Origin of the sequence: Agrococcus sp. Ld7 (assembly GCF_045064095.1) — a bacterium.
Taxonomy (GTDB): domain Bacteria; phylum Actinomycetota; class Actinomycetes; order Actinomycetales; family Microbacteriaceae; genus Agrococcus.
The window spans coordinates 126,842-141,134 of the sequence record NZ_JBISGY010000023.1; the positions used below are offsets into that span (position 1 = coordinate 126,842).

Annotated in this window: 12 protein-coding genes; 7 read left to right on the top strand and 5 right to left on the bottom strand. The window is 72.6% G+C overall.

Features of this window, described 5'->3' with window-relative positions:
• The first annotated feature begins 31 nt into the window (after positions 1-31).
• Positions 32-1,876, top strand: coding sequence for a thioredoxin domain-containing protein (locus tag ACJJVL_RS04085; RefSeq protein WP_405217039.1), 1,845 nt, complete (start codon positions 32-34; stop codon positions 1,874-1,876).
• Positions 1,877-1,963: 87 nt separating this feature from the next.
• Here the strand turns inward: ACJJVL_RS04085 and ACJJVL_RS04090 are convergent, their stop codons facing one another.
• Positions 1,964-3,691: a dolichyl-phosphate-mannose--protein mannosyltransferase gene (locus ACJJVL_RS04090; protein WP_405217040.1), complete on the bottom strand. Its 1,728-nt coding sequence runs from the start codon at positions 3,689-3,691 to the stop codon at positions 1,964-1,966.
• An 82-nt stretch (positions 3,692-3,773) separates the two neighbouring features.
• On the opposite strand from ACJJVL_RS04090, the gene rsmI reads away from it, so the two are divergent.
• Both rsmI and metG read left to right on the top strand, forming a co-directional pair.
• Positions 3,774-4,592 carry a 16S rRNA (cytidine(1402)-2'-O)-methyltransferase gene (gene rsmI, locus ACJJVL_RS04095; protein WP_405217091.1) on the top strand — a complete coding sequence of 273 codons (819 nt, stop codon included), beginning with the start codon at positions 3,774-3,776 and terminating at the stop codon, positions 4,590-4,592.
• 32 nt (positions 4,593-4,624) lie between these two features.
• Positions 4,625-6,175 (top strand): methionine--tRNA ligase, encoded by a 1,551-nt coding sequence (metG, locus tag ACJJVL_RS04100; protein ID WP_405217041.1) that lies wholly within the window; start codon positions 4,625-4,627, stop codon positions 6,173-6,175.
• 8 nt (positions 6,176-6,183) lie between these two features.
• On the opposite strand, the gene ACJJVL_RS04105 is transcribed toward metG, so the two are convergent.
• Positions 6,184-6,681 carry a hypothetical protein gene (locus ACJJVL_RS04105; protein ID WP_405217042.1) on the bottom strand — a complete coding sequence of 166 codons (498 nt, stop codon included), beginning with the start codon at positions 6,679-6,681 and terminating at the stop codon, positions 6,184-6,186.
• Between the two features lie 226 nt (positions 6,682-6,907).
• Between ACJJVL_RS04105 and ACJJVL_RS04110 the strand changes: the two genes are divergently transcribed.
• Complete coding sequence (locus tag ACJJVL_RS04110) at positions 6,908-7,732, top strand: TatD family hydrolase (protein WP_405217092.1); 825 nt, start codon at positions 6,908-6,910, stop codon at positions 7,730-7,732.
• 160 nt (positions 7,733-7,892) lie between these two features.
• Here the strand turns inward: ACJJVL_RS04110 and ACJJVL_RS04115 are convergent, their stop codons facing one another.
• Positions 7,893-8,492, bottom strand: coding sequence for a hypothetical protein (locus ACJJVL_RS04115; RefSeq protein WP_405217043.1), 600 nt, complete (start codon positions 8,490-8,492; stop codon positions 7,893-7,895).
• Positions 8,493-8,626: 134 nt separating this feature from the next.
• The gene (locus tag ACJJVL_RS04120) at positions 8,627-9,598 is read right to left on the bottom strand and encodes a hypothetical protein (protein ID WP_405217044.1); all 972 of its coding nucleotides are present in this window, start codon (positions 9,596-9,598) and stop codon (positions 8,627-8,629) included.
• Positions 9,599-9,685: 87 nt separating this feature from the next.
• Here ACJJVL_RS04120 and rsmA point away from each other — a divergent pair, with 87 nt between their 5' ends.
• The gene (rsmA, locus tag ACJJVL_RS04125; protein WP_405217045.1) at positions 9,686-10,573 is read left to right on the top strand and encodes a 16S rRNA (adenine(1518)-N(6)/adenine(1519)-N(6))-dimethyltransferase RsmA; all 888 of its coding nucleotides are present in this window, start codon (positions 9,686-9,688) and stop codon (positions 10,571-10,573) included.
• A 248-nt stretch (positions 10,574-10,821) separates the two neighbouring features.
• Here the strand turns inward: rsmA and ACJJVL_RS04130 are convergent, their stop codons facing one another.
• Positions 10,822-11,220, bottom strand: coding sequence for an MmcQ/YjbR family DNA-binding protein (locus ACJJVL_RS04130; protein WP_405217046.1), 399 nt, complete (start codon positions 11,218-11,220; stop codon positions 10,822-10,824).
• A gap of 239 nt (positions 11,221-11,459) precedes the next feature.
• On the opposite strand from ACJJVL_RS04130, the gene ACJJVL_RS04135 reads away from it, so the two are divergent.
• Together ACJJVL_RS04135 and ACJJVL_RS04140 are read left to right on the top strand one after the other, a co-directional pair.
• A complete protein-coding gene (locus ACJJVL_RS04135) occupies positions 11,460-12,383 on the top strand; it encodes a 4-(cytidine 5'-diphospho)-2-C-methyl-D-erythritol kinase (protein ID WP_405217047.1) in 924 nt (307 codons plus the stop codon).
• 87 nt (positions 12,384-12,470) lie between these two features.
• Positions 12,471-14,288, top strand: coding sequence for an ATP-binding cassette domain-containing protein (locus ACJJVL_RS04140; RefSeq protein WP_405217048.1), 1,818 nt, complete (start codon positions 12,471-12,473; stop codon positions 14,286-14,288).
• The last annotated feature ends 5 nt before the right edge of the window (positions 14,289-14,293 follow it).

Genomic DNA, 14,293 nt, shown 5'->3' on the forward strand with positions numbered 1-14,293 from the left:
CGGAGCCGACGGAGCCGCGTAGCGTGGCGACATGCAGCACGCAGCAGGCACGGGCGAGGGTGACGAGCGCCATGAGCACGGACTCAGCGGCGAGCGCGAGCCCGACAACCGACTCGGCACCGCGACGAGCGACTACCTCCGACTGCACGCCGACAATCCGGTGGACTGGCGGGAGTGGGGCGAGGCGGCGTTCGCCGAGGCCCGCGAACGGGGCGTGCCGGTATTCGCCTCCGTCGGGTACGCGACCTGCCACTGGTGCCATGTCATGGCTCGGGAGTCGTTCGCCGACCCCGCCATCGGCGCGCTGCTGCGCGCAGGGTTCGTCGCCGTCAAGGTCGACCGGGAGGAGCGGCCCGACGTCGATGCGGCGCTCATGGGCGCCGCCTCGGCGTTCACCCGCAGCCTCGGCTGGCCGTTGAGCGTCTTCCTCACGCCCGACGGGCTGCCGTTCTTCGCGGGCACCTACTTCCCGCCCACCGCGCGGCCCGGCATCGCCGCCTTCCGCGACGTGCTGGCGGCGGTCGACAAGGCATGGCGAGAGCAGCCGGATGCGGTGGCCGAGACCGGTGCGCGGGTGCAGGAGGCGCTGCGCTCGGCGAGCGCACGCGCCGCTGACCGGGCGCCGCTGCCGGACGCGGCCGAGGTGCGCGCGGTGCTTGCGACGGTCGCCTACCAGGAGGATGCGCGCTTCGGCGGGCTGGGGGAGGGCCAGAAGTTTCCGCAGCCAGCGCTCATGCTGGCGCTCGCGACCGCCGACGACGACGACGAGTCACCGCTGCGCGCGCTCGCCGGCCGCCTGCTCGACGCCGCTGCCGGCGACGACGACGTGGTCGCCGCAGGCGGCTATTCCAGCCTGCGCGGGCGCGACGGCGGCTTCTTCCGGTACGCAACGCAGCGAGACTGGTCAGTGCCGCACTTCGAGCGGATGCTCGTGGACAACGCGCAGCTGCTGCGGGTGGCCTCGCTCCTCGGCCGAGAGCGCATCGCGAGCGGCCTGGTCGACTTCCTCGCCGAGGTGCTGCGGCTCCCGGGCGGCGCGTTCGCGATCGCCGAAGACGCCGAGTCGCTCGTCGACGGGGAGCGGGTCGAGGGCGGCTGGCACCTGCCGGAGCACGCAGACGCGCGTCGGGAGCGGCCCCCGCTCGACAGGCTCGTGGTCACGAGCGCGAACGGTCTCGCGATCGAGGCGCTCGCCATCCGGGCACTGCGCGACGGCGACGAGCGTGCGCTCGCGCTCGCCGAGACCGCCGCGGAGCACCTGCTGGTGCAGCACGCGGCCGATCCCTCCCGGCTCGTCCACGCGCGCCTCGACGGCGAGCGCTCCCTCGCAGCCGCCACGGCTGCCGACGCCGGGTGCCTTGCGAGCGGTCTGCTGGCGCTCACCGCGGCGACCGGCTCGGTCCGCTGGGCGATCGCGGCGCGCGACATCCTGGCCGCCGCACCGGATCCCGCCGGGACGGCCGCGCAGGGCCCCTCCCTGCACCTCGGCCCAGCCTCCGACGGCGATTCGCCCTCGGGGCAGGCTGCGCTCGCGGGCGCGCTGCAGTCGCTGTTCGCGCTCACCGGCGAGCCCGCGCACCTCGAGCGTGCCACCGGGTTGCTCGACGCGACGCTCGCTCTCCGCAACCCGTTCGCCGGTGCCAGCACACTGCAGGTCGCGATGCGCCTGGCATCGCCGCCCCGCACGATCGTGCTGATCGGCGATCCGCCACCGGAGCGCCAGGCAGCGCTGCGCCGCGAGCCCGGCACGCTGCGTGCGACACCGGAGCAGGCCGCCGCGCTCGCGGCAGCGGGCTTCACGCTGCTGGAGGGCAAAGCGACGCCGGGTGCGTACCGCTGCGAGGACTTCGTGTGCGCGCTGCCCGAGCGCTGGTGAGCGCTCGACAGCAACGCTGTACCGGGCGGTCGTGCCGCGCGGCGGTGCGCTCCGGCTAGGAGGGGCAGGCGCGGCGGTGCGCTCCGGCTAGGAGGGCAGGCGCGGTGGCCAGAAGCGCAGCTGCATGGCGGCATCCGACAGCGTCATGCCGTACGCGACCGGCATGAACCAGATGGCCACCACGATGCTCGCGGCGAGCAGCACCACGATCGCCGTCCAGCCGGCGGCGCGCCGCTCCACGTCGTTCTCGGCACCGCGCGGAGGCGAGATGACGGCGTCGATGTCGGCATCGAGGCTCGCGGCGGCAGCGGCGGCAGCAGCGGCAGCGGCATCAGCAACGGGCTCCGCCGCCGTCACGGCCGCCGCCGGCCGGTAGCGCCCCACGAGCAGCTGCAGGGCGAAGGCGAGCGCGATGGCCACGAACGGCAGGAAGACGATCGCGTAGAAGAAGAAGATCGTCCGCTCGGGGAAGGCGAGCCAGGGCGCGTACCCGGCGGCGATCGCGAGCAGCAGGAAGCCCGCGGTGCGATCGAGCCGGCGGCCGAGGTGGAACAGCAGGAATGCCGCGGCCACGATGCCGCCGTACCAGAGCACCAGGTTGGGCAGTGCGGTGATCCACCACACGCCAGCATCGGTGTTCGCCATCTCGAAGCCGGTCGGCCGGCCAAGCCAGAGCCACTCGATCGCGGGCGACTGGTACGGGTGATCCTTGTCGAGTCCGACGTGGAAGCCGAACTGCTGCGCGTGATACATCCACAGGGACTGCAAGCCCAGCGGCACCCATGCCAGCAGGCCGCCCCAGCGCAGATCGACGCGCTCGAGCGCCAGCTGCGAGCCCCAGCCGCCGTCGAACCATCCCGCGTAGCTGGTGATGTAGACGACCAGCGCCGGGCCCACGACGAGCACGAAGCTCACGGGTGCCTGCGTCAGCAGCGTGCCGAGCCACGGATGCCGGAAGCCGGCGCGACGTCGATCGAGCGCGTCCATGAGCACGGTCCAGAGCCCGAAGAGCGCGAGGAATGCGGCGCCCGACCACTTCGTCGCGCACGCGGCTCCCAGCAGCGCACCGGCGATCATGAGCCACGGTCGCGCCAGCATCGCGGCACCGAAGCGCCGTGGCCGAGCGGCCAGGGCGCGCACGGTGCGAGCGGACGAGCCGCGTCGATCCAGCAGCAGCGCGCCCGCTCCGGCCAGCACGAACACGGCGAGGATCCCATCGAGCAGCGCCGTGCGGCTCATCACGATCGCGAAGCCGTCGATCGCCATCCAGAAGCCGGCGAGGGATGCGAACGCAACCGACCGCAGCATGCCGCGCGCGACCGCGTAGGTCAGCGCCACCAGGGCGATGCCGGCGATCGCACTCGGCAGCCGCCACCAGAACGGGTCGGCCATGCCGAACGCCGCCATGGCCATGCCGATGATCCACTTGCCCAACGGCGGATGCACGACGTAGTCGGCCTCCGCGGTCAGCCCGCTCGCGTCGCCCTGCTCGAAGCGCTCGTTCGATCCCTCGGCCCAGTCGCCCTCGTAGCCGAGCTGCCACATCGACCAGCCCTCTTTGACGTAGTAGGTCTCGTCGAAGGCCAGCACGTGCGGGTGACCGAGGCCTGCCAGCCGAGCGACCGCGGCGATCGTCACGATCGCGACCGGCGCCGCGATCTCGAGCGTGCGGCGGACGCGGGGCTCGTGCAGGCGCTCCTCGACAGCCGCGTATGCGTCGATGACGCGCGCGAGGCGCGTGCGGGCGGGCGGCTCCGCGGCGACTTCGATGACAACGGCACCGCTCGTGGCGGCGGCGTCGATCGATTCGGTCACACGGGCGATTCTGGCACCTGCCGCCGTGCCGCTCGCGCAGGCGCAGCCCGCCGCGCTCGGCGCCGTCGATAGCCTGGGCGGCGTGATCATCCTCGGCGCAACGCCCATCGGCAACCTCGGCGATGCCAGCGCCCGGCTGCGGGAGGCGCTCGAGACCGTGCCGGTGATCGCGGCGGAGGACACGCGCACGACGAAGCAGCTGCTGCGTGCGCTCGGCGTCGAGACGCAGGCACACTTCGTCGCGCTGCACGAGCACAACGAGCAGGCCGCATCACCCGCGCTCGTCGAGCGCGCCCGGGACGAGGATGTGCTGGTGCTCACGGATGCCGGCATGCCCGCCGTCAGCGACCCCGGCTTCCGGCTCGTGCAGGCGGCGGTCGCCGCCGGGGTCGACGTCACCTGCCTGCCGGGCCCCTCCGCCGTGCTCACGGCGCTCGCGCTCAGCGGCCTGCCGACCGACCGCTTCGCCTTCGACGGCTTCCTGCCCCGCAAGGGCGGCGAGCGCGACCGCGCCCTGGCTGCGGTCGCTCGCGAGGAGCGCACGCTCGTGCTGTTCGAGGCGCCGCACCGGCTCGTGGAGTCACTCGAGGCCATCGACCGCGCCATGCCCGAACGTCGCATGGCCGTCTGCCGTGAGCTCACGAAGCGCTACGAGGAGGTGCGCCGCGGCACGGCCGGCGAGCTGCTGCCATGGGCCCGCGAGGGCGTGAAGGGCGAGATCGTGCTCGTCATCGAGGGCGCGACCCCCGCGCTCACGGACCTCGACGCCGCGATCGCGCAGGTGCTGCGCCTCAAGCAGGACGGCATGCGACTGAAGGAGGCGGCCGCAGAGGTCGCCGAGGCGACCGGGCACGCGCGCAACGTGCTGTACCAGGCCGCCCTCGCGCATCCGCCGTCGTAGCCGGGCCGCACGGGCCTCGTAGGATTGACCCCATGCCCGAGCGCTTCACCGTGACGACGCCGATCTACTACGTCAACGACGTGCCCCACATCGGCCACGCCTACAACGAGGTCGCGACCGACGTGCTCGCGCGCTGGCACCGCCAGCGCGGCGACGACACGTGGATGCTCACGGGCACCGACGAGCACGGCCAGAAGATCATGCGCACGGCGGCCGCGAACGGCGTCAGCCCGCAGGACTGGACCGATCGGCTCGTCGAGAGCGCCTGGAAGCCGCAGCTCGAGCTGCTGAACATCCAGAACGACGACTTCATCCGCACCACCGATGAGCGGCACAAGGTGGGCGTGCGCATCTTCCTCGAGCGGCTCAAGGAGGCCGGGTACATCTACCACGGCGAGTTCGAGGGCCGCTACTGCGTCGGCTGCGAGGAGTACAAGACGCCCGGCGATCTGGTGCCCGGCACGGGCGAGTTCGAGGGGCTGCAGGTCTGCGCCATCCACTCCCGCCCGGTGGAGATCGTGCGCGAGGCCAACTACTTCTTCAAGTTGAGCGAGTTCGGCGATCGGCTGCTGGCGCTCTACGACGAGCGCCCCGACTACGTGCAGCCCGAGCACGTGCGCAACGAGGTGCGGCAGTTCGTCAAGCAGGGGCTCACCGACCTGTCGATCAGCCGCAACACCTTCGACTGGGGCATCAAGGTGCCGTGGGACGAGTCGCACGTGGTCTACGTCTGGTTCGATGCGCTGCTGAACTACATCACCGCGAACGGCTACGGGGTGGACGAGGAGCGCTTCGAGCGCCGCTGGCCCGCGACGCACATCGTCGGCAAGGACATCGCGCGATTCCACGCCGTCATCTGGCCTGCGATGCTCATGGCAGCGGGGCTCGAGAACTCGGACCACGTCTTCGCGCACGGCTGGCTGCTGGTCGGCGGCGAGAAGATGTCGAAGTCGAAGGCGACCGGCATCGAGCCGAAGCAGATCACCGAGGTCTTCGGCGTCGATGCGTTCCGCTACTACTTCATGTCGGCGATCGCGTTCGGCTCCGACGGCTCGTTCTCGTGGGAGGATCTGCACGCGCGCTACCACTCGGAGCTCGCGAACGGCCTCGGCAATCTCGCCTCGCGCGTCATCGCGATGGTGCACAAGTACTGCGACGGCGTCGTGCCCGATGCCCCGGTCGACGCCGACATCGCCGCACTCGTGGCGGATGCGGTCACGCGCGCCGACCGTGCCATCGACACCTTCCAGATCCACGACGCGGTGGATGCCGCGATGTCGATCGTCGAGCGGCTGAACGGCTACATCACCGAGCAGGCTCCCTGGGTGCTGGCGAAGGATGCGGGGCAGCGGGATCGGCTCGCGGCGGTGCTCGCGACGAACGTGCACGGCATCGGCACGGCCGCGATCCTGTTGGCGCCGGTCATGCCCGACACCGCGCAGCAGCTCTGGGCTGCGGTCGGCGGCGAGGGCGAGGTGACCGCGCAGCGGATCCAGCAGGCGCACACCTGGCAGGGCACGGGCCGCGTGTCGACCGTGCCGCCGCTGTTCCCGCGCGTCGAGCAGGAGCCCGCCGCGAGCTGAGGCGCGGCTCAGGTCGCCGGCAGCGACAGGGTGACGGGCTCCGACAGCCCTTCGACGACGATCTCGACGCCGGCGCTCGCATCGATGCCCTCCGGCACGTCCATCGTGTAGGTGCGGGCGGTCGAGGGCGCGTCGCAGACCGGCTCGGCCGAGAACTCGATCGAGATGCGGGTCGGCGACAGCACGGCCGGATCGCCCGCGGTCGGCCAGCAGCGCTCCTCCGCAGGCAGCGAGATCGCCAGCTGCTCGCCCCCATCCACCCACGTGGCCACCGCGCCGAGTCGCAGCACGTCGTCGACGGATGCACCGCTCGCGCGGGGAACGCCCGCGTCGCCCCCGTCGCGCGGGCTGACCCGCAGCTCGCTGCCGCCGTCGCCGGTCTCGCTCGCGCTCCCGCTCGCACCCTGGCTCGACGGTCCGAATGACACCGGGGGCGTCACAGCCCCGCATGCGCTGACGGCGAGCACCGCCACGACACCCGCGGCGATCGCGAGACGATTGGGCATGGCGTCGATACTCCTCGGTCCGGTTGCGGCTTCGATGGTTCCAGTCGCGCCACAAGGGGTCCTGGATGCGGCCCCAGGATCTCCTGTGGCTCCAGCATTCTAGGCTGGAGTCATGCCCCCGAGCGCCGACGGAACCACGCCCATCCGCCTCCCCGACACACCGACACCCACGGTGCTGCCGGGCGGCGAGTACATCCGCGAGCGCTTCAACGATGGCAAGCGTGACATGACGCGGCCGCCCGCGCCAGAGCCGCTGGCGGTGCCGATCTACGACAACCACACGCACCTCGAGATCAAGGACGGCGAGGGCTTCACCTACGCGGATGCGCTGGATGCCGCGGTGGCAGCCGGCGTCGCGGGCGTCATCCAGGTGGGCGGCGACGTCGAGTCCTCCGAGTGGTCAGCGGCGCTCGCGGCGCAGGACCGGCGTGTGCTCGCGGCCGTCGCGATCCACCCGAACGAGGCCCCCGGCTACGCGACGGCCGGCACGCTCGACGAGGCGCTCGCGGTCATCGACGCGCTGGCGCAGCAGCCGCGCGTGCGGGCCGTCGGGGAGACGGGGCTCGACTTCTTCCGCACCGGCGACGACGGTCAGCGGGCGCAGTTCACGTCGTTCGAGGCGCACATCGAGATCGCCAAGCGGCACGGGCGGGCGCTGCAGATCCACGATCGCGACGCGCACGAGGCTGTGGTCGAGACGCTGCTGCGCGTCGGCGCCCCCGATGTGACCGTGTTCCACTGCTTCTCCGGTGACGAGCACCTCGCGCGCATCGCCGCGGAGCACGGCTGGTACCTGTCGTTCGCCGGCACGGTCACGTTCTCGAACGCGAAGAACCTGCACGCCGCACTGCGCGTCGCCGACCGCAGCCGGATCCTGGTCGAGACCGACGCGCCGTTCCTCACGCCCGCCCCGTTCCGCGGTCGGCCGAACAGCCCCTACCTGACGCCGTACACGGTGCGGTTCATGGCCGAGCAGCTCGGCATCGAGGCCGACGCGCTCGCCGCGGAGACGGCCGAGAACACGGTGCGCGCCTACGGCAGCTGGGACTGATCGCTCAGCCGCACCCCAGGCGATGGCCGTCGCGAGCCGGGCCCGGGCGGCTCTGGACGCGCGAGCCCGGGCCGGGCGGCGCTGAGCGCGCGAGCCCGGGCCGGGCGGCTCTGGTCGTGCGAGCCGGGGCCGGGCGGCTCTGAGCGCCCGAGCGTGCGACTCAGTTCGGTGCCGTCGCGGGTCGGATCTCGACGGTCAGCTCGTCGTCATCGGTGTCGTCCTCCGACGCGTCGTCGACCCAGTCGTCGACGACGGCCTGGGTGATCGACATGTCGGCACCCGCGACCGGGAACGCCCAGCCGAAGATGCGCAGATCCGCCGTGCAGGCCGTCATGGTGCCCGACTCGTCCCAGTCGAACTCGATCTCCAGCTTGCCATCGACGACCTCGATCGACTCACCGGTGGGCTGGCACGTCGTCGAGCCGCTGCCGGCGCCGATCACGTGCACGAGCGTCGCGTCGGCATTCGCCCACGCCACGAGCGGCTCGCCGACCGGCAGGTCATCGATGCTGTAGGCGCCCAGGATCGACTCGTCCTCGATGCGGTAGGGCTCGCCTGCGACCTCGCTCGGCTGCGGGTCGGCGGGTGCGGTGTCGTCGGGAGCGGGCGAGGGCGTCGGCGCACTCGACTCGGTGGGCGCGCTCGACTCGGTCGGCGCGCTCTCGGCCGTCGGCGTCGCGGTCTCCGCAGGCGCTCCCGCCGATGTGCAGCCGGTCAGCGCGAGGAGGCCGATGATCGTCAGCGGGATGGTCCGTCGCATGCGGTGCAGCTCCTTGGGATCGCGGCCCGTGCGGCGCACGGGGGATGCCGCGCGACCACGCTCTCGAACCGGCCTGGGCGCCACCTGAATGGTGCCCCTCACGACAGCGCGAGCGACACGGGGCGATGGCAGTTTCAGGGCAGCTCGAGCACGTCGCCGCGCTCGAGTGTGACCTGCACCGAGCGCTCGACCGCGCCGCGCACCGTGACCTCCACGGGCAGCGTCGCCGAGACGGCGGCGGGCAGTGTGATGCGCCAGCCGTGCACCGTCGCGTCGCCGTCGCAGGTCGCGTTTGCTGCGGGCGCGAAGGTCACCTCGATCCTCCCGGGCCCGGTCGGTGCCGCGCCGACCGGCTGGGGCAGGCACTCGGTGGTGCCGGATGCCGCGAGCAGCACCGCGAGCGAGCGACCCGGCTCCAGCCACCGCACCTGCACCGCATCGCTCGCCGCATCCGCCAGCACGCCCTCGGGCAGCTGCTCGACCGGGATCGGCTCCGGGCCCGGGACTGTCCCGGCATCCGGGATCTGGCTCGGCTGCGGGTCGGCGGTGGGGTTGGCCAGCGAGTCGTCGGGGCCCAGCTGCACATCCATCACGTCGTCGGAGCCCTGCACGTTCACGAGCTGCACCGGCACGACGCTGTCCGCATCGATGGGCTGCGCAAGGTCGAGCTGCCAGCCGTGCAGCACGAAGTCGCGCGTGCACATCGCCTCGGGGTTCGGCGGGTCGAAGTGCACGGCGATCGATGGGCCACTCGGATCGAGCTCGGCCGGATGCGGCTGGGGGATGCACTCGCCGCCACCGCCGGAGCCGCCGACGACCACCGCGATCGACGCGCCGGGCTCGAGCCAGCGCAGCGCGACCCCGTTCGCCGAGACCTCGTCGAACAGACCGGCCGCTGCCAGCTGTGTCTCATCGAGCGGCACGGGATCCGCCCCGCTGACGGTGCCGGAAGGCGTGGGCGGCGCGCTCGTGCTGCCGGGCCCGCTCGGCCCGCTGCAGCCCGTGATGAGCGCGGCTGCGCCCGCGAGGGCGGCCACCACGAGCATCCGAGACCGGCCGGCCCGTCGGCGCGACATCGTCAGCGCGCGCGATGCAGTGCTCGTCATGGCGGTGCTCCTCCCGGTGCTCGAACCGCGATTCTCCCGCGTGAGCCTATGCGTCGGGGCCCGTCGCCCTCGGCATAGGCTCAACGGGTGCACGAGACGATCGACGGAACCGCGGCAGGCGGGCGGCCCAGCGCCGAGACGCTGCTGGGCGCATCCGAGATCCGCTCGCTCGCAGCGCAGCTCGACCTCACGCCCGCGAAGCGCTGGGGCCAGAACTTCGTCGTCGACGCGAACACGGTTCGGCGGATCGTGCGGACGGCGGATGTCGCCGGGCTCGACGTCGTCGAGGTCGGCCCTGGCCTGGGCTCGCTGACGCTCGGGCTCACCGAGGTCGACGCCCGCGTCGCTGCCGTCGAGATCGACCCGCGGCTGGCCGAGCTGCTGCCGCGCACCGTCGCCCGCAAGCAGCCGGATGCCCGCCTGGAGGTCGTGCAGCACGACGCGCTCACGCTCGAGGCGCTGCCCTTCGCGCCGCAGGCGATCGTCGCCAACCTGCCGTACAACGTGTCGGTGCCCGTGCTCATCCACCTGCTGGAGCGATTCCCGTCGATCGAGCGGGCGCTCGTGATGGTGCAGGCGGAGGTCGGCCACCGGCTGGCCGCACGCCCGGGCTCGAAGACCTACGGCTCGCCGTCGGCGAAGGTGGCGTGGTGGGGGCAGTGGGCGCTCGAGGGCGACGTGTCGCGGCAGATCTTCTGGCCGGTGCCGGGCGTCGACAGCGTGCTCGTCGGCTTCCGGCGCGGGCCGTCGATGGGTTCGGAGGAGCTGCGCAAGCGCACCTTCACGGTGATCGACGGCGCGTTCGGGCAGCGGCGCAAGATGCTGCGGCAGGCGCTGTCGGGCGTGTTCGGCTCGTCGGCGGCGGCCACCGAGGTGCTCGAGCGCGCCGGTGTGGAGCCGACGCTGCGCGGCGAAGCGCTGGAGCTCGCCGACTTCATCCGCATCGCCGAGGCGGGTGAGCCCACGTCGGCGTAGCGTCCCGCCGAGCGTCGACGGGGCCGCGCGCGGCTGCACCGCATCCCGATTGGCAGAAATGTCGCTAGCGGCGCGCATTCGGCACGTTTGCGAGCCGATGGCGACATTTCTGCTTCCGCGTCTCGCGCGGCGCCAGCCGCGTCTCGCGCGCGCCGCCACATCCGCGTTCGCGCCCGCGCCGCGAGAGAAATGTCGCTCGCGGCGCGCATTCGGCGCGCTTGCGAGCCGATCGCGACATCTCTGCGCGATCAGGCTGCGGGGGAGCGCGCGTCGAGCTCCGCGATCAGCCGCTTCGGCGCCGTGACGCGGAAGCTGGAGTCGATGAGCTCGGCCACCCGCTCCCAGTCAGCGTCCGCGAGGTCGATGGCGACCCATCCGGATGCGCCCAGGTAGGCGGGCTCGATCGCACCCTCCTCCAGCAGCGCCAGTCGCTCGTCGGGCTCCAGCAGCACGCTCAGGCGCGGCGGATGCAGGCCGTCGCGATGCTCCTGCCGCGTCGTGCTGGCGTAGTAGGCGAACACCTTCGTGGTGAAGAACGCGGGGCGCCCGTGCGAGACCTTCTCGTCGGCGCCGGGCATGGCGAGCGCGATGCGGCGGAGCCGTGCCAGCAGCGGATCGTCGGCGTCGAACATCAGTGGATGCGCCATGTCGGGAGGCTAGCGCGAGCCCGCGGGCGCATTGCAGAGCCCACGCGAGGCCCACACGTCGAGCCGCGCGCGAGCCACTCTCGAGCCACGCGAGAGCCACGCGAGAGCCACGCTCGAGCCGCGCGCGAGGCCCACACGGCGAGCCACGCGCGAGCCGCACGCGGAGCCGCGCGCGAGCCACCCGCGAGGCCACGGGCGCCGTGGACGGGAGCACTCCCGACGGGCAGTAGGTTGGATTCGTGGGACGAGGCAGCACGGTGCGGGCGAAGGCGCCCGGCAAGATCAACGTGCACCTCGGCGTGGGCGCGCTGCAGGACGACGGCTACCACGACGTCGCGACCGCCTATCAGGCCGTCAGCCTCTACGAGTTCGTGGAGGCGACCGCAGCATCCGACTTCTCGGTGCGATTCTCCGGCCCGGTGCCGCACGAGCACCTCTCCACCGGTGCCGACAACCTCGCGATCCGCGCCGCCATGGCGCTCGCCCGGCGCGGCCGCGTGACGGGCGGCGTCGCGCTGTCGATCGACAAGCACGTGCCGATCGCGGGCGGCATGGGTGGCGGCTCCGCCGACGCCGCAGCGACGCTCGTCGCCTGTGACGAGCTCTGGGGCCTGCACCTGGGCCGCGAGGCTCTGCACGACATCGCCCGCGAGCTGGGTGCCGACGTGCCGTTCGCGCTCGCCGGGGGCACCGCGGTCGGCACCGGTCGCGGCGACCAGCTCAGTCCGGCGCTCGCGAAGGGCCAGTTCCACTGGGTGCTCGCCTACGCCGATGTCGGCCTGTCGACGCCCGACGTCTACCGCGCCCTCGACGAGCATCGCGCGCTGCACGCCGCCGACATCGCGCCGGCCCACGATGTGCCGACTGTCGATGCGCGGGTGCTGCAGGCGCTGCGCGCCGGCGACGCGAACCTGCTCGCGGAGGCGCTGCAGAACGATCTGCAGGCGCCGGCGCTGCGGCTCATGCCGCGACTGGTGGGCACGCTCGAGCTGGGGGAGCGCTCCGGGGCGCTCGCGGGCATCGTCTCCGGCTCCGGGCCGACGGTCGCCTTCCTGTGCGACAGCCTCGAGTCGGCCATCGAGCTGCAGATCTCGCTCTCCACCGCGAAGGTCGTCGCTGTCAAGGTCACCGGCCCCGTGCCGGGCGCGCGCCTCATCGACTGACGCTCGAAGCGCATCCGCCGCCCGATCGAAGCGCGCAGCCGCGCCGGTGGGCGGGACCAGACGCCGAGTGCGGGAGAATGGGGGGATATGGCACACCTTCTTGGCGCCGAGCGCGTCGGCATCGCCTTCCCCACCCGCACCGTCTTCGAATCGATCTCGCTCGGGCTGGAGGACGGCGATCGCATCGGCATCGTCGGCCGCAACGGCGACGGCAAGTCGACGCTGCTGCGGATGCTCGCGGGCCGGCTCGAGCCGACGAGCGGTCGCGTCACGCGACGCGGCGGCCTGCAGGTCGGCGTGCTCGACCAGCGGGACACCCTCGACGGCGATACCACCATCGGCGAGTCGATCGTCGGTGACCGGCCCGAGCACGAGTGGGCGGGCGACGCCCGGATCCGCGACATCCTGAACGGCCTGGTCGGCGACCTCGACTGGCACTCGCGCGTCGGCGACCTCTCGGGCGGCCAGCGCCGCCGCGTCGCGCTCGCACAGCTGCTGGCGGGCGACTGGGACGTCCTGTTCCTCGACGAGCCCACCAACCACCTCGACGTGCAGGGCATCGCCTGGCTCGCCGACCACCTGAACGCCCGCTACGTCGGCGGCCGCGGCGCGTTCGTGGCCGTCACGCACGACCGCTGGTTCCTCGATGCCGTCTGCACCGGCACGTGGGAGGTGCACGACCAGCAGGTCGAGCCCTTCGAGGGCGGCTACGCGGCCTACATCCTGCAGCGCGTGGAGCGCGACCGGATGTCGGCGGCCAGCGAGGCGAAGCGGCAGAACCTGATGAAGAAGGAGCTGGCGTGGCTGCGCCGCGGCGCGCCCGCCCGCACCGCGAAGCCGAAGTTCCGCATCGACGCCGCCACGCAGCTGATCGAGGATGAGCCGCCGGCGCGCGACCCCATCCAGCTCGCCCAGCTCGCCGCGACCAGGCTGGGCAAGGATGTCGTCGACATCGTCGACGCCTCCGTCGAGCTGGGCGGCCGCACGATCCTCCATGACGTCACCTGGCGCATCGCGCCCGGCGAGCGCGCTGGCGTGCTGGGCCGCAACGGCGCCGGCAAGTCGACGCTGCTCGCCCTCATCGCCGGCCGCATCCAGCCCTCCGCCGGACGCGTGAAGACCGGCAAGACGGTGAAGATCGCCGAGCTCACGCAGGAGCTCGCCGAGCTCGAGCAGCACGAGAACGACCCGGTGCGCACCGTCGTCGGCAGCCTGAAGTCGAGCTATGCCTCCGGCGGCAAGGAGCTCACGCCGGGGCAGCTGCTCGAGCGCCTCGGGTTCCGCAGCGGTGAGCTCTCGACGCCGGTCAAGGACCTCTCCGGCGGTCAGCGCCGCCGCCTGCAGCTGCTGCTGATCCTGCTCGACGGGCCCAACGTGCTCATCCTCGACGAGCCCACGAACGACCTCGACACCGACATGCTCGCGGCGATGGAGGATGTGCTCGACTCGTGGGCCGGCTGCCTCATCGTCGTCAGCCACGACCGCTACCTCATCGAGCGCGTCACCGACCACCAGTACGCGGTCATCGACGGCGGGCTGCGCCACATGCCGGGCGGTGTGGATGCCTACCTCGAGCTCTCGGGCTCGGGCTCGGTCGCGCGCACCACGGCCAGGGCGACGCAGCCGCAGCAGGCATCTGGAGCATCCGGCGCATCGGCCGCCGGCGGCGGCTCGGCGCTCTCCGGTGCCGAGCGGCGCTCGCTGGAGAAGGAGGCGGCGAGCCTCGACCGCCGGCTGCAGAAGGCGACTGCGGCACGCGAGTCGCTGCTGGAGCGCTTCGAGCAGGCCGACCACGGCGACTTCGACGCGCTCGCGGCGCTGCAGGCAGAGCTGACCGAGGTCGAGGAGCGGGTGGCGTCGCTCGAGGAGGCCTGGCTGGAGGCGCACGAGGGCCTCGAGCGCTGAGCCGC

Excerpts from the sequence above, each read along its gene's own strand:
- metG (WP_405217041.1), top strand. The coding sequence starts at position 4,625 with ATGCCCGAGCGCTTCACCGTGACGACGCCGATCTACTACGTCAACGAC.
- ACJJVL_RS04130 (WP_405217046.1), bottom strand. The coding sequence starts at position 11,220 with ATGGCGCATCCACTGATGTTCGACGCCGACGATCCGCTGCTGGCACGG.
- ACJJVL_RS04120 (WP_405217044.1), bottom strand. The coding sequence starts at position 9,598 with ATGACGAGCACTGCATCGCGCGCGCTGACGATGTCGCGCCGACGGGCC.
- ACJJVL_RS04115 (WP_405217043.1), bottom strand. The coding sequence starts at position 8,492 with ATGCGACGGACCATCCCGCTGACGATCATCGGCCTCCTCGCGCTGACC.
- ACJJVL_RS04110 (WP_405217092.1), top strand. The coding sequence starts at position 6,908 with ATGACGCGGCCGCCCGCGCCAGAGCCGCTGGCGGTGCCGATCTACGAC.
- ACJJVL_RS04085 (WP_405217039.1), top strand. The coding sequence starts at position 32 with ATGCAGCACGCAGCAGGCACGGGCGAGGGTGACGAGCGCCATGAGCAC.
- ACJJVL_RS04140 (WP_405217048.1), top strand. The coding sequence starts at position 12,471 with ATGGCACACCTTCTTGGCGCCGAGCGCGTCGGCATCGCCTTCCCCACC.
- ACJJVL_RS04105 (WP_405217042.1), bottom strand. The coding sequence starts at position 6,681 with ATGCCCAATCGTCTCGCGATCGCCGCGGGTGTCGTGGCGGTGCTCGCC.